Source organism: Plantactinospora sp. BC1 (assembly GCF_003030345.1).
Lineage (GTDB): Bacteria > Actinomycetota > Actinomycetes > Mycobacteriales > Micromonosporaceae > Plantactinospora.
Genome location: NZ_CP028158.1, coordinates 2,136,331 through 2,156,050, shown reverse-complemented (window position 1 = coordinate 2,156,050; position 19,720 = coordinate 2,136,331). Strand labels below are relative to the sequence as shown.

General features: G+C 71.5%; 16 protein-coding genes. 12 read left to right on the top strand and 4 right to left on the bottom strand.

What is annotated here, in order from left to right:
• Positions 1–96: 96 nt before the first annotated feature.
• Complete coding sequence (locus tag C6361_RS09130) at positions 97–219, bottom strand: 50S ribosomal protein L36 (protein WP_107267465.1); 123 nt, start codon at positions 217–219, stop codon at positions 97–99.
• A gap of 279 nt (positions 220–498) precedes the next feature.
• Here C6361_RS09130 and nhaA point away from each other — a divergent pair, with 279 nt between their 5' ends.
• Both nhaA and C6361_RS09120 read left to right on the top strand, forming a co-directional pair.
• Positions 499–2,382, top strand: coding sequence for a Na+/H+ antiporter NhaA (nhaA, locus tag C6361_RS09125; RefSeq protein ID WP_107267464.1), 1,884 nt, complete (start codon positions 499–501; stop codon positions 2,380–2,382).
• A 132-nt stretch (positions 2,383–2,514) separates the two neighbouring features.
• Positions 2,515–4,209, top strand: a complete 1,695-nt coding sequence (locus C6361_RS09120) for a discoidin domain-containing protein (RefSeq protein WP_107267463.1) — start codon at positions 2,515–2,517, stop codon at positions 4,207–4,209.
• A gap of 35 nt (positions 4,210–4,244) precedes the next feature.
• Here the strand turns inward: C6361_RS09120 and C6361_RS09115 are convergent, their stop codons facing one another.
• Positions 4,245–4,820: a Dps family protein gene (locus C6361_RS09115; protein ID WP_107257128.1), complete on the bottom strand. Its 576-nt coding sequence runs from the start codon at positions 4,818–4,820 to the stop codon at positions 4,245–4,247.
• A gap of 162 nt (positions 4,821–4,982) precedes the next feature.
• Here C6361_RS09115 and C6361_RS09110 point away from each other — a divergent pair, with 162 nt between their 5' ends.
• From C6361_RS09110 to C6361_RS09080, 7 genes are all read left to right on the top strand, one after another.
• Complete coding sequence (locus C6361_RS09110) at positions 4,983–5,822, top strand: MEDS domain-containing protein (RefSeq protein WP_234359422.1); 840 nt, start codon at positions 4,983–4,985, stop codon at positions 5,820–5,822.
• Positions 5,819–6,778, top strand: coding sequence for a sensor histidine kinase (locus C6361_RS09105; RefSeq protein WP_107267461.1), 960 nt, complete (start codon positions 5,819–5,821; stop codon positions 6,776–6,778). Before C6361_RS09110 ends, C6361_RS09105 begins: the two co-directional genes overlap by 4 nt.
• A gap of 127 nt (positions 6,779–6,905) precedes the next feature.
• Positions 6,906–7,394, top strand: coding sequence for a GNAT family N-acetyltransferase (locus C6361_RS09100; protein ID WP_107267460.1), 489 nt, complete (start codon positions 6,906–6,908; stop codon positions 7,392–7,394).
• 335 nt (positions 7,395–7,729) lie between these two features.
• Positions 7,730–8,206, top strand: coding sequence for a formate dehydrogenase subunit gamma (locus C6361_RS09095; RefSeq protein WP_199853305.1), 477 nt, complete (start codon positions 7,730–7,732; stop codon positions 8,204–8,206).
• Positions 8,203–9,783, top strand: a complete 1,581-nt coding sequence (locus tag C6361_RS09090; protein WP_107267459.1) for an NADH-quinone oxidoreductase subunit NuoF — start codon at positions 8,203–8,205, stop codon at positions 9,781–9,783. The genes C6361_RS09095 and C6361_RS09090 overlap by 4 nt, the downstream gene beginning before the upstream one ends.
• Complete coding sequence (fdhF, locus tag C6361_RS09085; protein WP_107267458.1) at positions 9,780–12,593, top strand: formate dehydrogenase subunit alpha; 2,814 nt, start codon at positions 9,780–9,782, stop codon at positions 12,591–12,593. The genes C6361_RS09090 and fdhF overlap by 4 nt, the downstream gene beginning before the upstream one ends.
• 1 nt (position 12,594) lies before the next feature.
• Complete coding sequence (locus C6361_RS09080) at positions 12,595–12,816, top strand: formate dehydrogenase subunit delta (protein ID WP_107257122.1); 222 nt, start codon at positions 12,595–12,597, stop codon at positions 12,814–12,816.
• Between the two features lie 317 nt (positions 12,817–13,133).
• Here C6361_RS09080 and C6361_RS09075 read toward each other — a convergent pair whose 3' ends face one another.
• Entirely contained in the window at positions 13,134–16,133 is a 3,000-nt protein-coding gene (locus C6361_RS09075; protein WP_159079258.1) for a tetratricopeptide repeat protein, read from the bottom strand.
• Between the two features lie 201 nt (positions 16,134–16,334).
• Here C6361_RS09075 and C6361_RS09070 point away from each other — a divergent pair, with 201 nt between their 5' ends.
• From C6361_RS09070 to C6361_RS09060, 3 genes are read left to right on the top strand one after another with little or no spacing between them, the layout of a single operon-like run.
• Complete coding sequence (locus tag C6361_RS09070; RefSeq protein WP_234359421.1) at positions 16,335–17,186, top strand: hydroxypyruvate isomerase family protein; 852 nt, start codon at positions 16,335–16,337, stop codon at positions 17,184–17,186.
• Between the two features lies 1 nt (position 17,187).
• The gene (locus C6361_RS09065) at positions 17,188–18,072 is read left to right on the top strand and encodes a 2-hydroxy-3-oxopropionate reductase (RefSeq protein ID WP_107267456.1); all 885 of its coding nucleotides are present in this window, start codon (positions 17,188–17,190) and stop codon (positions 18,070–18,072) included.
• A gap of 12 nt (positions 18,073–18,084) precedes the next feature.
• Complete coding sequence (locus C6361_RS09060) at positions 18,085–19,260, top strand: glycerate kinase (RefSeq protein ID WP_107267455.1); 1,176 nt, start codon at positions 18,085–18,087, stop codon at positions 19,258–19,260.
• Between the two features lie 21 nt (positions 19,261–19,281).
• Here C6361_RS09060 and C6361_RS09055 read toward each other — a convergent pair whose 3' ends face one another.
• Complete coding sequence (locus C6361_RS09055; protein WP_199853304.1) at positions 19,282–19,689, bottom strand: VOC family protein; 408 nt, start codon at positions 19,687–19,689, stop codon at positions 19,282–19,284.
• Between the last annotated feature and the right edge of the window lie 31 nt (positions 19,690–19,720).

The following is a 19,720-nucleotide window of genomic DNA, read 5'->3' as shown; positions in this document are numbered from 1 at the left end:
GCGTCACTGACATATCCACCGCGTCACTGACGCCATATCCACCCCGCGTCACCGACGCCACATCCACCGCGTCACTGACGCGCCGGGACGCTCGGGTCAGCCCTGGCGGCTCTTCCACCTCGGGTTGGCGCGGTTGATCACGACTACCCGGCCGCGCCGGCGTACGACCACCGAGCCCGGCTTCTGCTTCAACGCCCGGAGCGAGCTGCGGACCTTCATGACTGCTCTCCTCCGCCTCGTACCGGCGGCTGCTCCGCCGGTTTCCGTCCGGCACAACCACCGGCGCGGGGTGCGGATTCCCGCCGGGGTTCGGCGGAGCGGCCCAGGTGACCGGGGAGAACGTGGTAAATCTCGGGGGAGTCGACACTCCCGGCGGCGGGCACTCGGGTGCGGGGCCGTGCGGGCCGGGTCCGGCGGGCCGTCCGTCGGGTTCGTGCCCGGCAGTGGGGATAGCTGACCGGACGGGGGATACCGGTGACCGAGCGGCCTTCGTCCCGGATGTCCGGTCGGACGGCGTGGGCCCAGGACATCGCCGCGCCGTTGCGGCGGTTCGCGCGTACCGAGGCGGGCAGCTCCGGCGTACTGGTCGCGGCCGTCGTCGCGGCGCTGGTCTGGGCGAACGTCGACAACTCGTCGTACGAGGCGGTGTGGGGCACCGAGCTGTCGATCCGGCTCGACGGCGTCGGCGTGGCGCACGACCTGCGTACCTGGGTCAACAGCGGCCTGATGACCATCTTCTTTTTGGTGGTGGGGCTGGAGGCGCGCCGGGAGTTCGATCTCGGCGACCTGCGGGACCGGCGGCGGTTCGTGCTCCCGCTCGCGGCCGGCGTGCTCGGCATGGTGATCCCGGTCGGGATCTACCTGCTGGTCAACCGGGGCGGTCCCGGCGCGCACGGCTGGGGTGTGGCGATGTCCACCGACACCGCGCTCGCCCTCGGGCTGATCTCGCTGCTCGGGCGCGGCGTACCCGACCAGGTGCGGATCTTCCTGTTGACCGTCTTCGTGGTCGACGACCTGGTGGCGCTGGTCGTCATCGCGGTGGTCTACACCGAGCACGTCTCCGTGGTGCCGCTGGGGGTGGCGATCGGGCTCTTCGCGGCACTGCTCGGGCTGCGGGCGCTCGGGGTGCGGCGCGGGCTGGTCTACCTGCCGTTCTGCGTCGCGCTCTGGGCGGCGCTGCTGGCCAGCGGCGTGGAGCCGGTGGTGGCCGGGCTCGCCATCGGGCTCACCGCGACCGCGTACTCGCCGGCCCGGGGTGCCCTGGAGTACGCCAGCGGCCTGTTCAAGCTCTTCCGGGAGCAGCCCACCGCCGAGTTGGCCCGCAGTGCCACGGTCGGGCTGACCCGTACCCTGTCGCCGAACGACCGGCTCCAGCGGATCTACCACCCGTGGTCGAGTTTCCTCATCGTCCCGCTCTTCGGTCTGGCCAACGCCGGCATCGTGCTCGACGCCGGCTTCCTCGCCCGGGCCCTCACCGCGCCGGTGACCGTCGGCGTCTTCCTCGGGTACGTCGTCGGCAAGCCGGTCGCGGTGGTCGGGGTCTCCTGGCTGGTGGACCGGATCACCGGTGGCCGGATCCGGCCGGCGGTCGGCTGGGCCGGGGTACTCGCCAGCGGCACCATCTCCGGCATCGGCTTCACCCTGTCGCTGCTGATCGCCACCCTCGCCTTCCAGGACGACCAGCTCGCCGAGGCGAAGGTCGGGGTGCTGGCAGCCTCGCTGGTCGCCGCCCTGCTCACCTGGGTCGTCTTCCGGATCACCTCGGCGTTGCCGAAGCCGCAGCGGACCCGGGCGCTGCTCGGCGACGCGGACCAGCTCCTCGACCTCGTCCCGCCGGTCGACCCGCGCCGGGACCATGTCCGCGGTCCGGCGGACGCCTCGGTGACCGTTGTCGAGTACGGCGACTTCCAGTGCCCGTACTGCGGTCAGGCCGAACCGGCGGTGCGCGAGCTGTTGACCGATGTCGACCTGCGCTACGTCTGGCGGCACCTGCCGCTGACGGACGTCCATCCGCAGGCACAGCTCGCGGCGGAGGCGGCCGAGGCGGCGGCCGCGCAGGGCGCCTTCTGGGAGATGCACGACCTGCTGTTCGACCACCAGGACCGGCTGCGCATCGACGACCTGATCGGGTTCGCCGGCGAACTCGGCCTCGACCGGGAGCAGTTCGAGGCGGACCTGAGGACGAACGAGCACGCGGCCCGGGTCGCCAGGGACGTGGACTCGGCCGACATCAGCGGGGTCTCCGGTACCCCGACCTTCTTCATCAACGACCGCCGGCACTACGGCGCGTACGACATCGAGACCCTGACCCGGGCGGTCAAGATCGCCCGGGCGCGGGCCCGGATCGAACCCCGGCGGCGCCGGCGGTCGGGCCGGGGCTGAACAGAGGAAGTTCCCTTCTTTCTGCTCGACACTATAATTTTTCACGCTGGTGTCGAACTATTGCGAGAGCGAGTCGTGTCCTGGCAGGCTGAGGCATCGATCCGCATCCCTTCCCCCCGAGGAGCGGCAGCCATGGCGCTACCACGCCGACGATTCCTGACCTCCACGGCCGCCGGCGGAGCCCTGGCCGCCGTCGCCACCACCGAACTGCTCACGGCGATGACCCGCCCGGCCGGCGCGGCCAGCCCGCCCGGCGACGTGGTCGGCAAGATCTCGGTCGGCTACCAGGGCTGGTTCGCCTGCCCCGGCGACGGCGCACCGATCGGCGGCTGGTGGCACTGGAGCCGCGACCGGTTCCAGCCGCCGTCGCCGGCCAACACCACCATCGTCTCCTGGCCCGACCTCCGCGAGCTGGACCGGCGCTATCCCACCGCATACCCGAACCTCGGCAACGGCGCCCCGGCCGAACTCTTCTCCTCCTACGACCAGCAGACCGTCGACACGCACTTCCGGTGGATGCGCGAGCACAACTGCGACACCGCCGCGCTGCAACGCTTCAACCCGATGGGCGACGAGGGGCCGACCCGGGACGCGATGGCGGCCAAGGTCCGGGCCGCCGCCGAACGGTTCGGTCGCAAGTACTACATCATGTACGACGTCACGAGCTGGACGAACTTCCAGACGGAGATCAAGACCGACTGGTCGACGAAGATGTCGGCGCACACCTCCTCACCGGCGTACGCGCGGCAGAACGGCAGGCCCGTCGTCTGCGTCTGGGGCTTCGGCTTCAACGACCCCGGCCGCCCGTTCCCGCCGGCACCCTGCCTGGACGTGGTCAACTGGTTCAAGGCGCAGGGCTGCTACGTGATCGGCGGGGTGCCGACGTACTGGCGGGAGGGGATCAACGACTCCCGGCCCGGCTTCCTCGACGTCTACCACGCGTTCAACATGATCTCGCCGTGGATGGTCGGCCGCACCGGCACCCTCGACGGGCTGGACTGGTTCTACACCAACGTCAACCGGCCCGACCAGGCCGACTGCGACGCCCGGGGGATCGACTACCAGCCGTGCGTGATGCCCGGCGACCTCTCCGCGGGGCACCGCCGGCACGGCGACTTCTACTGGCGGCACCTCTACAACATGATCCGGCTCGGGGCCCAGGGCCTCTACGTCTCGATGTTCGACGAGTTCAACGAGGGCAACCAGATCGCCAAGACCAGCGAGACCCAGGCGAGCACCCCGGCCGGCGCCGGCATCCGGGCGCTGGACGAGGACGGCACGTTCTGCTCCTCCGACTACTACCTGCGGATCACCGCCGACGGTGGCCGGATGCTCAAGGGCCAGCTCCCGCTGACCCCGGTCCGGCCCACCCCGCCGGTCGCCGGTGGTGGGCCCGGTCCGCAGCCCGGCACCAACCTGGCGCGCGGCCGGCCGACCGCCGAGAGCGGGCACGTCCAGCACTACGGCTCGGGCAACATCGTCGACGGCAACCCGGACAGCTACTGGGAGAGCCCCAACCACGCCTTCCCGCAGTGGGTGCAGGTCGACCTCGGGGCGGGTACGGCGGTCGGGCGGCTCGTGCTCAGGCTGCCGCCCTCGCCCGCCTGGGGCGCCCGTACCCAGACCCTGGCGGTACGCGGCAGCACCGACGGCAACTCCTTCGGCACCCTGTCGGCATCGGCACCGCGCCGGTTCGACCCGGCCGCCGGCAACACCGTCACGGTCACCTTCCCGGCCACCCCGACCCGGTACGTCCGGCTGGAGTTCACCGGCAACACCGGCTGGCCCGCCGGGCAGCTCTCCGAGCTGGAGGTCTATCCGAGCTGATGTCAGCGCCGGGCCACGGCACCTCGACCAGGTGGTCAGCTCCGGGCCAGCGGTACCTCGACCAGGTGTTCGGCGAGGAACCACGCCTGCAACTCACCGGTGCGGAGCACGTTCGACACCAGCAGGTCGTTGCTGCCGTCGTCACCCGCCTCGGCCACCCGCCCGGCGGCGTCGCGTACGTCGATCAGGATCGTCTCGTGCGCCTCCAGCAGCCGGGAGAGCATCACCGGCACCTGTTCGGCGCCGTCCGGCGGCCGGGGGATCCGGGTGATCTCGGCGACGTGCCGGGGATCGCCGACCGCCACCCCGCCGAGCGTCTGCACCCGCTCGGCGAGCATGTCGACGAGCGCCAGTTGCTCGCCGGCGTGCTTGTCGAGCAGCAGGTGGAGCTGGTAGAAGGTGGGGCCGCGCATCAACCAGTGGTGCTTCTTGTAGAGGGCGTACAGGATCTGGGTGTCCGCCAGCACCTGGTTGAGCCGCTGGCAGGAGTACATCCGGGCGTTCGAGGAGAGCCCGAGCGGAAACTGCCGTACGGTGCCGAACTCCTGGATCCGCCCGTCGTGCTGGTGCAGCCACGGCTGACTTCCGACGGTTTGTCCCGGACCGCTCATCGCACGCCCCTTCCGTCCGGCGACGGTGCTAGCAGACAGGCGGCTACCCCGGCGTCGCGGCGGCAAACCCGGTCGACGGGGCAGGTCAGGGGCCGACCGGAGGGCGACGTGCCGGTTACCCGGCGGATGACCGTCGGGCGCGCCCGAACTACACTCTCGGATGTGGCAGCCAGCATGATCGACCTTCGTACGGATGCGCCGTACGGTCATGTCTGCTGGTCCTACGACGATCCGGCGGCCTTCGACCAGCGGGCCCGGCGGTTCCTCGCCGAGGGGCTGGCCGCCGGGGAGCGTGTCTGGTATGTCCTGCCCGGGAAGCCGGAGCCGGTCGTCGAGCGGCTGGCCGGGCTGGTCGAGTTCGCCGACGCGCTGCGGCGGGGCGCCGCCGAGGTGGTCGCACTCGACTCGACCTATCCGGGCGACGTCATCGACCCCATGGAGCAGGTACGCCGCTACACGGCCGCGACCGAGGCGGCCCTGGCCGCCGGCTACACCGGGCTGCGGGTCGTGGCGGACGCGACGTCGCTGGTGCGTACTCCGGCCCAGCTCGCGGCGTTCGCCCGCTACGAGCATGTGATCGACCGTTACATGCGTGTCCGGCCGCTCTCGGCGATGTGCGCCTACCACCGGCCCGAGCTGGGTGACCGGACGGTCGCCGATCTGGCCTGCCTGCACCCGGTGAGCAACGTCCCGGACGTCCTGTTCCGGCTCTACGCCTGCCATCCCGGCGACGGCGCCGCCGCGCTGGCGGGGGAGCTGGACACCCTCAACCACGAGATGTTCGCCACCGCCCTGGAGCACGCCGACCTGAACCCGGTCGACGGCGAGCTGGTGGTGCGCGCCGGCGACCTGCGGTTCATCGACCACAACTGCCTCACCCGGCTGCACGACTACGCCGGTGGCCGGGACGCCACCGCCGTGCTGCGGACCCCGTGGAGCGCCGCCGCCCGCCTGGTGGAGATGCTCGGGCTCTCCGGGGTGCGGGTCGAGGCGGCCCGATGAGGACAGGCGCCGCCGCCGGCCACGAGGGTTACTACCACGAGGCCGTGACATACCACTCCGACGACGAACTCCTCGCTGTGGTGCTGCCGTTCCTGCTCGGCGGCGTCTCGGCCGGGGAGCCGACGGTGGTCTCCCTCGGCGAGCGGACCGGGGCGCTGGTCCGGGCCGCGCTGCCGGCCGGCTCCGGCGTCACCTTCCTGCCCGGCGGTGACCTCTACGCCCGCCCGGCCGTCGCGATCCGGTCCTACCAGCGGATGTTGGCCGGATACGTCGCCGAGGGCGCCCGGCAGATCCGGATCATCGGGGAGGTGCCCCGGGCCGCGCTCGGCGCGACCTGGGACTGGTGGGCCCGCTACGAGTCGGCGATCAACCACGCGTACGACAGCTTCCCGCTCTGGAGCATGTGCGCGTACGACACCCGGATCACTCCGGCGCCGGTGCTCGAGGACGTGCTGCGTACCCACCCCCGGGTGGTCACCGCCGACGGCCGCCGGCCGAGCGAGACGTACACCGAGCCGAAGGCGTACCTGACCGAGGAGCGAGCGGCACTGCCCGATCCGATCCAGCGGACGCCGCCGCTCGTCGAACTCGTCGACCCGTCGCCGACCCGGGCCCGGCAGGCGGTCTACCAGGCCGACTCCGGGGTGCTCCCGATCGAGGAGGTCGAGGACCTGGTCGTCGCGGTCAGCGAGACGGTGACGAACGCCCTGCGGCACGGCCGTCCGCCGGTCCGGTTCCGGCTCTGGGCCGGCGTGGACCGGATCGTGGTCGCGGTCAGCGACGAGGGAGGCGGCCCGGCGGACCCCTTCGCCGGGCTGCTGCCGGCGGCCGACGGCGGCGCGGGCGGGCTCGGCCTGTGGATCACCTACCAGTCGTGCAACCACGTGTCGATCAACCGGAGCCCGGGCGCCTTCACCCTCCGGCTGACCGCCGGCAATCCGCACTTCACCGACTGACGCCGCGCACCCGCCTCGGATAGGGTGTCACCGTCTATCGCTGTCTGACGACGAGGGTGGAGATGGCCGACGCCCACGCCGACGCGGTGCGGGGCAGGTCCGCCCCGCCGCCGGCCGGAGGCCGCTGATGCGGATCCGGGCGATGGAGCCGGGCGACGCCGCCGCCGTGCTCGCGATCTACCAGGCCGGGCTGGACACCGGACAGGCGAGCTTCGAGACCGTCGCGCCGAGCTGGCCGGCGTTCGACGCCGGTCGGCTCGCCGCGCATCGGCTGGTGGCGGTGGACGACGACGGTACGCTGCTCGGCTGGGTCGCGGTCAGCGCGGTCTCCACCCGGGCCGTCTACGCCGGGGTGGTCGAACACTCCGTCTACGTCCATCCCGCCGCCCAGGGCAGGGGAGTGGCGCGTGCGCTGCTGGACGCGTTGATCGCCTCGACCGAGGCCGCCGGGATCTGGACGATCCAGTCCGGGGTCTTTCCGGAGAACGCCGCCAGCCTCACCCTGCACGAGCGGGCCGGCTTCCGGGTCGTCGGCGTACGGGAGCGGGTCGGGCGGCACCACGGCAAGTGGCGTGACGTGGTGCTTCTGGAGCGGCGCAGCCCGACGGTCGGCTGATCCGGGGAGTCTCCGGCGACGTCGCGCTCGGCGGCGGGCTGCCCGCGATCGGGGGAGCCGCCGGTGTCGGCCACCATCGGCGTCTGCTGTGTCGCTATGGCGGATCAACCCGCACTTGGGAGGCTTGCCGTCGCCGGGATTCCGGCCCGGCCGCGACACCGGCGCCGCCGTCCGGAGTGGAGCACCCTCTGTCGGAACGCCTTTCCGCAGGCGATACTGGAAATTGATCAACTGGTACACCCCTCCTCGGGGGGCGTCTCCCGGCGATATTGCATACGGTATCCAAGGCGACGTATGGTGGAGGTCCAGTAGGCGCGAGTGGAGGTGGGATCCCCGTGGCCAGTCCGGACCCCTCGGTGACGGATCGGGTGCGCGCGCTGGTCGCGGCGCATCGTGGTGACCGCGGTGCGCTGTTGCCGATCCTGCACCGGATCCAGGCCGAGTTCGGCTACGTCGACTCCGACGTCGTGCCGGTGCTGGCCAGCGAGCTGAACATCTCCCGTGCCGACGTGCACGGCGTGATCACCTTCTACACCGACTTCCGGGCCGAGCCCGCCGGGCGGACGGTGGTCAAGCTCTGCCGGGCCGAGGCCTGCCAGTCGGTCGGCGCCGAGCAGCTCGTCGCGTACGCGGAGCGGACCCTGGGCGTCAAGGTAGGACAGACCACATCGGACGGTTCGGTCACCCTGGAGCAGGTGTTCTGCCTGGGCAACTGCGCGCTCGGCCCGGCCGGTCAGATCGACGAACGGGTGCACGGGCGGCTCACCCCCGCCCGGCTGGACGCCCTGGTGACGAAGGCGGTGGACGCATGACGGCCCCGGTGACGGTCTACGTACCCCGCGACTCGGCGGCGCTCTCGGTCGGCGCCGACCTGGTCGCCGCCGAGATCGAGCGAGCCGCCGCCGAGGCCGGCCGGCCGGTCCGGCTGGTCCGCAACGGCTCGCACGGCATGCTCTGGCTGGAACCGCTGGTCGAGGTGGTCACCGAGCGCGGCCGGATCGGGTACGGGCCGGTCGCGCCGGAGGCGGTCGCCGACCTGGTCGCCGCCGGGCTGCTCGACGGTGCCGACCACGAACTCTGCCAGGGCGTCGTCGCCGAACTGCCCTGGCTGCGCGACCAGACCCGGCTCTGCTTCGCCCGGGTCGGCGTCACCGACCCGCTCTCCCCGGACGACTACCTCGCACACGGCGGCCTGGCCGGACTGCGTCGCGCCCTCGAACTCACCCCGGCCGAGGTGGTCGCCGAGGTCACCGGCTCCGGACTGCGCGGCCGGGGCGGCGCCGGCTTCCCCGCCGGGATCAAGTGGAAGACCGTGCTGGACACCCCCGGCGCGCTGAAGTTCGTCTGCTGCAACGCCGACGAGGGCGACAGCGGCACCTTCGCCGACCGGATGCTGATGGAGGGCGACCCCTTCACCCTGATCGAGGGGATGACCATCGCCGCGCACGCGGTCGGTGCCACCGAGGGCTACGTCTACATCCGCTCCGAATATCCGGACGCGGTCCGGACGATGCGCCAGGCGATCGCGGTGGCCCGGGAGCAGGGCTGGCTCGGCGGCGACGTCCTCGGCTCCGGGCTCCGCTTCGACCTGCACGTCCGGGTCGGCGCGGGCGCCTACATCTGCGGCGAGGAGACCGCGATGCTGGAGAGCCTGGAGGGCAAGCGCGGCATGGTCCGGGCCAAGCCGCCGATCCCGGCGATCACCGGCCTCTTCGGCAGGCCGACCGTGGTGAACAACGTGCTGACCCTGGCCTCGGTGCCGACGATCCTCGCCGACGGGGCGGCGGCGTACCAGGCGCTCGGGATGGAGCGGTCCCGGGGCACCCAGGTCTTCCAACTCGCCGGCAACGTCGCCCGGGGCGGGATCTTCGAGACCGCCTTCGGGATGACGCTCGGCGAGCTGATCCACACCTACGGCGGCGGCACCCGCACCGGCCGGCCGGTCCGGGCGGTCCAGGTCGGCGGCCCGCTCGGGGCGTACCTGCCGGCGACCGGCCTGGACCTGCCGATGGAGTACGAGGCCTTCGCCGCCGCCGGCGCGATGCTCGGCCACGGTGGCATCGTGGTCTTCGACGACACCGTCGATATGGCGGCGATGGCGAGATTCGCCATGGAGTTCTGCGCCGAGGAGTCCTGCGGCAAGTGCACCCCCTGCCGGGTGGGAGCGGTCCGGGGCGTCGAGGTGATCGACAAGATCACCGCCGGTCAGGACCCGGACGGCAACCTGGCCCTGCTGGGTGATCTCTGCGAGCTGATGACCGAGGGGTCGCTCTGCGCGATGGGCGGCCTGACACCGATGCCGGTACGCAGCGCACTGCTGCACTTCCCGGACGACTTCACCGTTCGCGGGGAGCCGTCCGCCGGCCGATACGAGGAGGCCACACCGTGAGCCTGTTGAAGGAACCCGACCTCGGTACCCCGGCCAGGCCCGGCCCGGCGACCGTCACCGTCGAGGTGGACGGGCACCCCGTCGCGGTCCCCGAGGGCACCTCGGTGATGCGGGCGGCGGCACTGAGCGGGATCGACATCCCGAAACTCTGCGCCACCGACAGCCTGGAGGCGTTCGGCTCCTGCCGGCTCTGCCTGGTGGAGATCGACGGCCGGCGCGGCACCCCGGCGTCCTGCACCACCCCGGTCACCGAGGGCATGAAGGTGACCACCCAGTCGCCGAAGCTGGAGAAGCTCCGCCAGGGCGTGATGGAGCTCTACATCTCCGACCACCCGCTGGACTGCCTCACCTGCTCGGCCAACGGCGACTGCGAGTTGCAGGACATGTCCGGTGTGGTCGGGCTGCGCCAGGTCCGGTACGGCTACGACGGCGCCAACCACCTCGACGAGAAGACCGACTCCAGCAACCCGTACTTCGACTTCGAGGCGTCCAAGTGCATCGCCTGCTCCCGCTGCGTACGGGCCTGCGGCGAGGTGCAGGGGACGTTCGCGCTGACCATCGAGGGGCGTGGCTTCGGCTCCAAGGTGTCGGCCGGCGGCACCGACTTCATGAGTTCCGAATGCGTCTCCTGCGGCGCCTGCGTGCAGGCCTGCCCGACCGCCACCCTTCAGGAGAAGACGGTGGTGCAGCTCGGCATGCCGACCCGCAGCGTCGTCACCACCTGTGCCTACTGCGGGGTCGGCTGCTCGTTCAAGGCCGAGCTGCGCGGCGCCGAGCTGGTCCGGATGGTGCCGCACAAGGACGGCGGGGCGAACGAGGGGCACTCCTGCGTCAAGGGCCGCTTCGCGTTCGGCTACGCCACCCACCCGGACCGGGTGCTCACCCCGATGCTCCGGGAGAGCATCACCGACGAGTGGCGCCCGGTCGACTGGGAGACGGTGATCTCCTACACCGCCGCCAAGCTGAAGGACATCCAGGCCCGGCACGGGGTCGGCTCGATCGGCGGCATCACCTCCTCGCGTACCACCAACGAGGAGGTCTACGTGGTGCAGAAGATGATCCGGGCCGCGTTCGGCAACAACAACGTGGACACCTGCGCCCGGGTCTGCCACTCGCCGACCGGGTACGGCCTGAAGCAGACCTTCGGCACCTCCGCCGGTACCCAGGACTTCCGCTCGGTGGCCAAGTCCGACGTGATCATGGTGATCGGCGCGAACCCGACCGACGCGCACCCGGTCTTCGCCTCCCGGATGAAGCGCCGGATCCGCGAGGGCGCCAAGGTGATCGTCGTCGACCCGCGCCGGATCGACCTGGTCCGCTCGCCGCACGTCGAGGCGGCGCACCACCTCCAGCTTGCCCCCGGCACCAACGTGGCGGTGGTGAACGCGATGGCGCACGTGGTGCTCACCGAGGGGTTGGTCGACCGGAGCTTCGTCGAGGAGCGCTGCGAGGACTTCGACGGCTGGGCCGAGTTCATCGCCCGGCCGGAGAACAGCCCGGAGGCGGTCGAGGAGCTCACCGGGGTACCGGCCGAGGAGCTGCGGGCGGCGGCCCGGCTCTACGCGACCGGCGGCAACGCGGCGATCTACTACGGCCTCGGTGTCACCGAGCACAGCCAGGGTTCGACCATGGTGATGGGGATGGCGAACCTGGCGATGGCGACCGGCAACATCGGCCGGGACGGCGTCGGGGTCAACCCGCTGCGCGGGCAGAACAACGTGCAGGGCTCCTGCGACATGGGGTCGTTCCCGCACGAGCTGCCCGGCTACCGGCACATCTCCGACGACGTCGTACGCGGGGTCTTCGAGAACATGTGGGGGCGCGAGCTGCTGGCCGAGCCGGGGCTGCGGATCCCGAACATGTTCGACGCGGCGCTGGACGGCAGTTTCCGGGCGCTCTTCGTGCAGGGCGAGGACATCGCCCAGTCCGACCCGAACATCAAGCACGTGCACGCCGCGCTGGCGGCGCTGGAGCTGGTCGTGGTGCAGGACCTGTTCCTCAACGAGACGGCGAAGTTCGCCCACGTCTTCCTGCCCGGCACCTCCTTCCTGGAGAAGGACGGCACCTTCACCAACGCCGAGCGCCGGATCAACCGGGTACGCCCGGTGATGCCGCCGAAGACCGGCAAGCACGAGTGGGAGATCGTCGCCGAGATCGCCCAGGCGATGGGCTACCCGATGCGGTACGACCACCCGAGCCAGATCATGGACGAGATCGCCGCGCTCACCCCGACCTTCGCCGGGGTCTCCTTCGACAAGCTCGACAAGCTGGGCAGCGTGCAGTGGCCCTGCAACGACAGCGCGCCGGAGGGTACCCCGATCATGCACATGGAGGGCTTCGTCCGGGGCCGGGGGCGGTTCGTGCAGACCCCGTTCGTGCCGACCCGGGAGCGGAGTACCCGCAAGTTCCCGCTGATCCTGACCACCGGCCGGATCCTCAGCCAGTACAACGTGGGGGCGCAGACCCGGCGGACCAGCAACGTGGAGTGGCACCCGGAGGACGTACTCGAGATCCATCCGCACGACGCGGAGGTCCGGGGCATCAACGACGGCGACGAGGTCACCCTGGCCAGCCGGGTCGGCGCCACCTCGCTGCGCGCGGTCCTCTCCGACCGGATGCCGGTCGGCGTGGTCTACACGACCTTCCACCACCCGGTCACCGGGGCGAACGTGGTCACCACGGAGAACTCCGACTGGGCGACCAACTGTCCCGAATACAAGGTGACGGCAGTGCAGGTCGGTTTGAAGAATCCGCCGGCACCGGCCGGGGCGACCGTGGCGGAGACCCGGCTTCCGGCGATGGCGGACTGAGATGTCGACCCACACCGGGACCTCGCCGCAGGTCAGGCTCGCCAACGAGATCGCCGTGCACTTCCGGCACCAGGCGCCCGAGCAGGCAGCGGCGGCGATCGCCGAGCACATCCGGGCGTTCTGGGATCCGCGGATGCGGGCCGAGTTGCTGGCCCGGGCCGAGGCCGAGCCGGATGCGTTCGACCCCCTGGCCCTGGCCGCCGCCCGGCTGCTGACCGGCTGACGCCCCGCCCGTCGCACGACGCGTCGTGGCCCGTGTGCTGGCGCGGGCCACGACGCGCGCAGGTCCCGCCTCAGGTGCAGCCGTTCTCGTGTGCCCAGATGGCGATCTCGACCCGGTTGCGACCTGGAGCTTGCGGTGGATGTTGGCGAGGTGCCCCTTGACGTACCGGCAACCGCCGGGTACCCGTGTCACTGGCGGTCGTCCCCGCCGGCCTGGTGCAGGATCGGTCGACGGTATCGCCGGACCGCTGGGCGGCGGTCCGCGTGAAGCCGCCGGAAGGGCTGCCTTGACTCCTCTCCATCCGCACGACGCGAGCGTTATGGCGTGCCGTCGTCCGTCTCGTCAGGATGTGGAGGGTCCAGAGCCGCGAGCGCGCCCGCCACCTGGGCGGCTTCCGGGACGCCGAGCGCCTGGTACAGGTCCAGAGCCCGCCGTAGGTGGGAGGTGGCGGAAGCGATGTCGCCGAGGTCGGCGGCGGCCCTGCCGAGGCCTTCGAGTGCGCGTGCTTCTTCAAGGCGGTAACCGCGGTCGTGGGCGACCGCGAGGGCCTTCTGGTGCAGGGCGTGGGCCCGGTCCGGGTACCCGGACATCCGGCGTAGGCTGGCGAGGTAGTTGATGGCTTCGACCTCGTCGTCGAGGGCGCCCACCTCGCGCAGGGCGGTAAGTGCCTGCGTGAGCTGATGGTCACCGGCGGCATAGTCACCAGTTCGACATCGCACCACTCCGAGATGGGCGAGGGTATACGCCGCACCGTGCGGGTGTTCGAGTGCCCGGTAGAGGTCCAGAGCCTGGCGCAGCAGGTCGTCCGCGTCCGGGTAGTGCTCGGTCAGCCGCCGTACGATCCCCAGATCCGCGAGTGCACTGGCCAGGCCGAGCCGGTCGTTGAGTGCGCGGTAGTGCTCCAGGGCTTGTCGAAGTAGATCTTCGGCGCCCTGGTAGTCCCCGGTCAGTCGCCGCAGACTTCCCAGTCGGTGGATGGTATTTGCCTGGCCCAGCCGGTGGTCGAGTGTGCGGGATAGGGCCAGGGCTTGTCGCAGCAGGTCCTCCGCGCCGGGATAGTCTCCGGCCAGCCGCCGCACGGCTCCCAGCGTGTAAAGGGCAGTGGCTTGACCGAGCCGGTGGTCGAGCGCGTGGTAGATCTCCAGGGCTTCACACAGCACCTCGATCGCGCCTGCGTAGTCTCCGGTCCGCCACCGTACGAGCCCCAGCTGAGTGAGGGCGTGGGCTTGGCCGAGCCGGTGGTCGAGCGCGCGGTAGATCTCCAGGGCTTGTCGCAGCAGGTCCTCCGCGTCCGAGTAGTCCGCCGAGATCAGCCGCTGCACGGTCCCTAGCTGGGTGAGCGCGTGGGCCTGTCCAAGCCCGTGGTCGAGTTCGTGGTAATGGTCCAGCGCCTGCCGCAGCAGGTGGTCAGCACCCCGGTAGTCCCCGGTCAGCCAATGCGTGGCCGCCAAATCTGTGAGGGCGTTGGCCTGGCCGAGTCGATCGTTGATCTGCGCGGCGTGATCAGCGGCCCTCTGGTGCAGGTCGGCTGCCGTGTCCCAGGGACCTTCTCTGCGGAGCAGGCTGGTGAGGCCTGCGGTCAGCCCGACCACCTGTTGGTGCTCGTTGCGGATCGTGGCGTGGTGCAGGCAGGCAAGCAGGTTGGCCCGTTCGACCCGGAGCCAGGCGACGGCTGCGTCCCAATCGCTCAGGACGGGAGCCGTTGCCGGCGTCATCACGGTTCTGATCATGGAGTGGGTGTGATGGGCGGTCAGCCGGTCGGCGCGGCCGGCAGTGTGCTGGTAGTAGTCCAGCAGCCGTGCTACGGCCGCGTCGCGCACCTCGGATGAGTCGGCGGTGGTGGTGCGGTTGTGGGTGTAGGCGCGGATCAGATCGTGCATCCGGTACCGGCGGGGTGCCGTTTCATCGAGGAGGTGGTCGTTGTACAACTCGTCCAGGTGCTCGGCGGCGTGGTCGAGGGTGGTGTCGGCGAGGGCGGCTGCGGCGTAGGGGTCGATTTCGTCGCCGGGATGCAGACCGAGGAGCCGGAAGAAGCGCTGCCGCTCGGGCGGCAGGTGGCGGTAGGAAAGGTCGAACGCGGCTCGTACGGTGGCGTCCTCGCCCTTGACGGTCAGCATTCGCCCGTCGACGCGGAGTTCGGCGAGTAGGTCCGCAATGGACCAGGTGGGCCGGCTGGCGAACCGGCTCGCGGTGATGGCGATCGCCAGCGGTAGGAACCCACACACCTCGACCAGTTCCGCAACCCGGTCGGGTTCGACTTCGGCGCGGGGGACCAGCCGCTGGAACATCGCCGCCGCGTCTTCCGAGGGCAGGAGGTGCAGGTTGAGGTGGGTGGCTTCGCGCAGGTCGGCCAGGCGGAGCCGGGAGGTGATCAGCACCAGCACGCCGTCAGTGCCGGGTAGCAGCGGGCGTACCTGTGCCGTTGACCTCGCGTTGTCGAGCACGAGGAGGGCCCTTTTGCCGTTCATCCGGTCCCGCCACAGGGCCGAGCGGGCGTGCACCCCGTCGGGCAGTTGGCGGGGATCGAGGCCGTCGGCACGGAGTAGATCGGCGAGGGCGTCGGCCGGATCGGTGGGTTCGTGCCCCGGGGTGTGGCCGCGCAGGTCGACGAAGAGCCGTCGATCCGGAAACCGACCAGCCAACCGGCGCGCGGCATGCACGGCAAGCGCGGTCTTGCCGATACCGGGCATTCCATCGATGGAATGGATCGCGACCACACCACTGCCGGGGGCGGCGCCGGTGACGGTGGCGGTAATCCGCTCCAGCTCACCGTCGCGGCCGACGAACACCGTCTGTCCGGCAGGTAGCGTGTCCCGCGCCGGCCCCCCACCACTTCCCAGGTTGAGTTCGGTCAAGGCATGGAACACCTCGAACTCCAGGCGATCCACTGTGGAGAACGTGCGCAGGATCAGTCCGGCGCCGCCCAGCCGAGCCCGGAACCCGTCAATGCGTGATCGGTCCGCGTCCAGCAACCCCACCGGCAGATCAGGACGCTCGTCGAGCAGGAACACCAGCCGCGGAAGCCCGGCCTCCGTAGCCGCCTGAAACTCCACCTCGGTATACGACACCGACGTGTCGGGCACGATCGAGCCGTACCGGAACCCCACCACTGCCACGTACACGTCGCAGGACCGGACCTGCTCCTGGCAGTACCCTGCGGGTTGACTGTCACGGGCCGCAAAGTAGGCCATATCCACCGGCACCAGCCGCGCCCGATTCACCGCATCGATCGTCGCTCGCACGAACGACGCGTCTCGATCCGGATGCTGCGCCATGTCCGAGGTGTGACTGATGAAAACCCGCGCGCTATCCACCATGACACCCTTCCCCATGCCACTTGACGGCCACGCTCGGACGACGGCGATCGCTCACCGTCGTGCTCAGCAAAACACTCAAGACCCAAGGTCACTGCCCCGAGCCGGGACCCTCGGCGGATGTGGTTCCTCCTTGACTCTTCTCCATACTGCATACAGAATCCTGTAGGTAATAGCAGTAGTCGCCGAGCCGCAGGAGGGCCCGTGCCCGGACACCAGCTCCGCTACGACGTGAACTGCTCGATCCTCTTCACCGAGCTGCCGCTGCTGGAGCGGCCGGCGGCGGCGAAGGCGGCCGGATTCGACGCCGTCGAGTTCTGGTGGCCGTTCGCCGAACCGGTGCCCCGGGCCTCCGAGGTGGAGGCGTTCCTCGCCGCCATCGACGACGCCGACGTCCAACTGGTGGGGCTCAACTTCTTCGCCGGCGACATGCCCGGCGGCGACCGGGGAGTGGTCTCCTGGCCGGCGCGCTCCGCCGAGTTCCGGGAGAACGTCGAACTGGTCGCGATGATCGGCGCCGCCACCGGCTGCCGGTCGTTCAACGCCCTCTACGGCAACCGGATCGCCGACCTGCACCCGACCGTGCAGGAGGAGACGGCGGTGGCCAACCTCGCCTTCGCCGCCTCGGCGGTCGCCCGGATCGGCGGCACCGTACTCGTCGAGGCGGTCAGCGGCCCCCAGCCCTACCCGCTGCGTACCGCCGCCGACGTGGTCGCCGTACTCGACCAGTTGCTGGTCGAACGCGACATCCGCAACCTGGCCCTCCTCGCCGACCTCTACCACCTCACCGTGAACGGCGACGACGTGCCGAAGGTGCTCGCCGAGCACGCCGACCGGATCGGGCACGTGCAGATCGCCGACGCACCCGGCCGGCACGAGCCGGGGAGCGGCGAGATCGACCTCGACGGCCACCTCGACCAACTCGGCCGGTCCGGCTACCGAGGCTGGGTCGGCCTGGAATACCTGCCCAGCGGGGCGAGCGCGGAGAGCTTCGGCTGGCTGCCCCGGCAGCGCCGGGGCGGCGGTGCCGACCAGACCAACGAAGGGGATCGCTGAGATGACCAGCATCGGTTTCATCGGCCTCGGCATCATGGGCGGCCCGATGGCCGCCAACCTGATCAAGGCGGGCCACGACGTGGTCGGCTACGACGTCAGCCCGGCCCGCAACGCCGCCCTGGAACAGGCCGGTGGCAAGGTCGCCGCCGACGTCGCCGAGCTGGTGCGCCAGGTCGACGTGGTGATCACCATGGTCCGCGACTCGGCCGACGTCGAGGCGGTCGCCCTCGGCGAGGACGGCATCCTGGCCCATGCCCGCCCCGGCCAGCTCTACGTCGACATGAGCAGCATCTCGCCGGGCACCTCCCGGCAGGTCGCCGAGGCCGCCGCGACCCGCTCGGTGCGGGTGCTGGACGCCCCGGTCAGCGGCGGCGAGGCGGGCGCGATCGAGGGCAGCCTCTCCATCATGGTCGGTGGCGAGCCGGCGGACTTCGCCGCGGCCCGGCCGATCCTGGAGGTGCTCGGGGCCACCGTCGTGCACGTCGGCCCGGCCGGGGCCGGCCAGACCGTGAAGGCGGCCAACCAGCTCATCGTGGCCGGCACCATCGAACTGGTCGCCGAGGCGATCGTCTTCCTCGAGGCCTACGGGGTGGACACCGAGGCGGCGGTCAGGGTGCTCGCCGGTGGCCTGGCCGGCAACCGGATCCTGGACCGCAAGGCGCCCGGGATGCTGGCCCGGCAGTTCCAGCCCGGCTTCCGGATCGACCTGCACCACAAGGACATGGGGATCGTCACCTCGGCGGCCCGGGAGGCCGGGGTGGTGATCCCGCTCGGCGCGGTGGTCGCCCAGCTCATCGCCGCGCTCAAGGCACAGGGCGACGGCGGCCTCGACCACAGCGCGCTGCTCAAGCTGGTCGAGCAGCTCTCCGGCCGGTCCGCCGGCTAGCCAGGCACGCCGATGGGGCACGTGCTGCTGGCACCGGACAAGTTCAAGGGCTCACTGACCGCCGTCGAGGTCGTCCGGCACCTGACCGCCGGGCTGCGCCGGGCCGCACCCGACATCGAGGTACGCGGCTTCCCGGTCGCCGACGGCGGCGACGGCACCCTCGACGCGGCGGTCTCGGCCGGCTTCCGCCGGGTCCCGGTCTCCGTCGCCGGCCCGACCGGCGCCGAGGTGCGGACCGCCTTCGGGTACGCCGACGGCGTCGCCGTGGTCGAGTTGGCCGACGCCTGCGGGCTGCGCCGGCTGCCGGCCGGGGTACCCGAACCGCTGCGCGCGAGCAGTCGCGGTGCCGGCGAGGTGATCCGGGCGGCGCTGGCGTACGGCTGCTCCGAGGTGGTGCTCGGGCTCGGCGGCAGCGCCAGTACCGACGGCGGGGCGGGGCTGGTCGGCGCGCTCGGGGTACGCCTGCTCGACGAGAGCGGTGCGGAGCTGTCGCCCGGTGGTGCGGCGCTGCGCCACCTGCACCGGGTCGACCTGACCGGGCTGCACCCGGCGGTCCGGCGTACCCGCTTCGTGGTGGCCGGGGACGTGGACAATCCGCTGCTCGGCCCGACCGGCGCCGCCGCCGTGTACGGCCCGCAGAAGGGTGCGACCGCCGACGACGTCGCGGTACTGGAGGCGGGCCTGACCCGCTGGGCCGACCTGGCCGAGCCGGCGATCGAGGCAGCGGGTCTGCGCGGCGCCGCCCCGGGCCCCCGGGTCCGGGACCGGGCCGGTGCGGGCGCGGCCGGCGGGGTCGGGTTCGCCGCGCTCGGCTTCCTCGGTGCGCGGTTCCGGCCCGGCATCGAACTGCTGCTCGACCTGCTGGGCTTTGCCGAGGCGGTGGCCGGCGCCGACCTGGTGGTCACCGGGGAAGGGTCGCTGGACGGGCAGAGCCTGCACGGCAAGGCGCCGGTCGGGGTGGCCGGGGCGGCCGTCCTGGCCGGCGTGCCCACCGTGGCCGTCGCCGGTCAGGTCAGTGTCGGCCCGGAGCGGTTGCGGGGTGCCGGCATCGAGGCGGTCTATCCGCTCACCTCGGTCGAACCGGACCCGGCGGCCTGCCTGGACCGCGCCGCCGAGCTGGTCGAGAAGGTCGCGGAGCTGCTGGCCGCCGACTGGCTGGACCGGTCCGGGCGGGTCAGGCGGCGCTGAGCCGGGTCACCCCGGGGCCGCTCACGCTCCGGTGGAGGTCGCCGGTGGCCGCAGCACGCAGAACTCGTTCCCGTCGGGGTCGGCGAGCACGTGCCAGGCCCAGCCGTCCTCCTCGATGGGACGCTCGGTCAGGCATCGGGCGCCCAGCGACAGCAGCCTGGCCAGCTCTGCCTCCAGGTCGGGCACGCGCAGGTCCAGATGCATCCGGTTCTTGTCCCGCTTGGCCTCGGGAACCCGCTGCAACAGCAGTTCCACGCCGTCCCCGTTCGCCGGCAGCAGCCGCCGGTAGCGGCCCGGCGAGGGGGGTTCGGCGACGTAGCCGAGCGCGCCGGACCAGAACGTCGCCGAGCGGGCCAGGTCGGAACAATCCAGGACCACCGCCAGGACCACGTCGTTCCGGCCACCGAAACGAGTTGGCCGCGTAGTCATGGCGACAGGCTACCCGAGGTGGTGCCCGGCG

Bases quoted from the DNA above. Each gene is read 5' to 3' on its own strand.
- C6361_RS09100 (WP_107267460.1), top strand. From the start codon at position 6,906: ATGCGGATCCGGGCGATGGAGCCGGGCGACGCCGCCGCCGTGCTCGCG.
- C6361_RS09115 (WP_107257128.1), bottom strand. From the start codon at position 4,820: ATGAGCGGTCCGGGACAAACCGTCGGAAGTCAGCCGTGGCTGCACCAG.
- C6361_RS09065 (WP_107267456.1), top strand. From the start codon at position 17,188: ATGACCAGCATCGGTTTCATCGGCCTCGGCATCATGGGCGGCCCGATG.
- C6361_RS09055 (WP_199853304.1), bottom strand. From the start codon at position 19,689: ATGACTACGCGGCCAACTCGTTTCGGTGGCCGGAACGACGTGGTCCTG.
- C6361_RS09060 (WP_107267455.1), top strand. From the start codon at position 18,085: ATGGGGCACGTGCTGCTGGCACCGGACAAGTTCAAGGGCTCACTGACC.
- C6361_RS09080 (WP_107257122.1), top strand. From the start codon at position 12,595: ATGTCGACCCACACCGGGACCTCGCCGCAGGTCAGGCTCGCCAACGAG.
- C6361_RS09120 (WP_107267463.1), top strand. From the start codon at position 2,515: ATGGCGCTACCACGCCGACGATTCCTGACCTCCACGGCCGCCGGCGGA.
- C6361_RS09090 (WP_107267459.1), top strand. From the start codon at position 8,203: ATGACGGCCCCGGTGACGGTCTACGTACCCCGCGACTCGGCGGCGCTC.
- C6361_RS09130 (WP_107267465.1), bottom strand. From the start codon at position 219: ATGAAGGTCCGCAGCTCGCTCCGGGCGTTGAAGCAGAAGCCGGGCTCG.
- nhaA (WP_107267464.1), top strand. From the start codon at position 499: ATGTCCGGTCGGACGGCGTGGGCCCAGGACATCGCCGCGCCGTTGCGG.
- C6361_RS09075 (WP_159079258.1), bottom strand. From the start codon at position 16,133: ATGGTGGATAGCGCGCGGGTTTTCATCAGTCACACCTCGGACATGGCG.
- C6361_RS09105 (WP_107267461.1), top strand. From the start codon at position 5,819: ATGAGGACAGGCGCCGCCGCCGGCCACGAGGGTTACTACCACGAGGCC.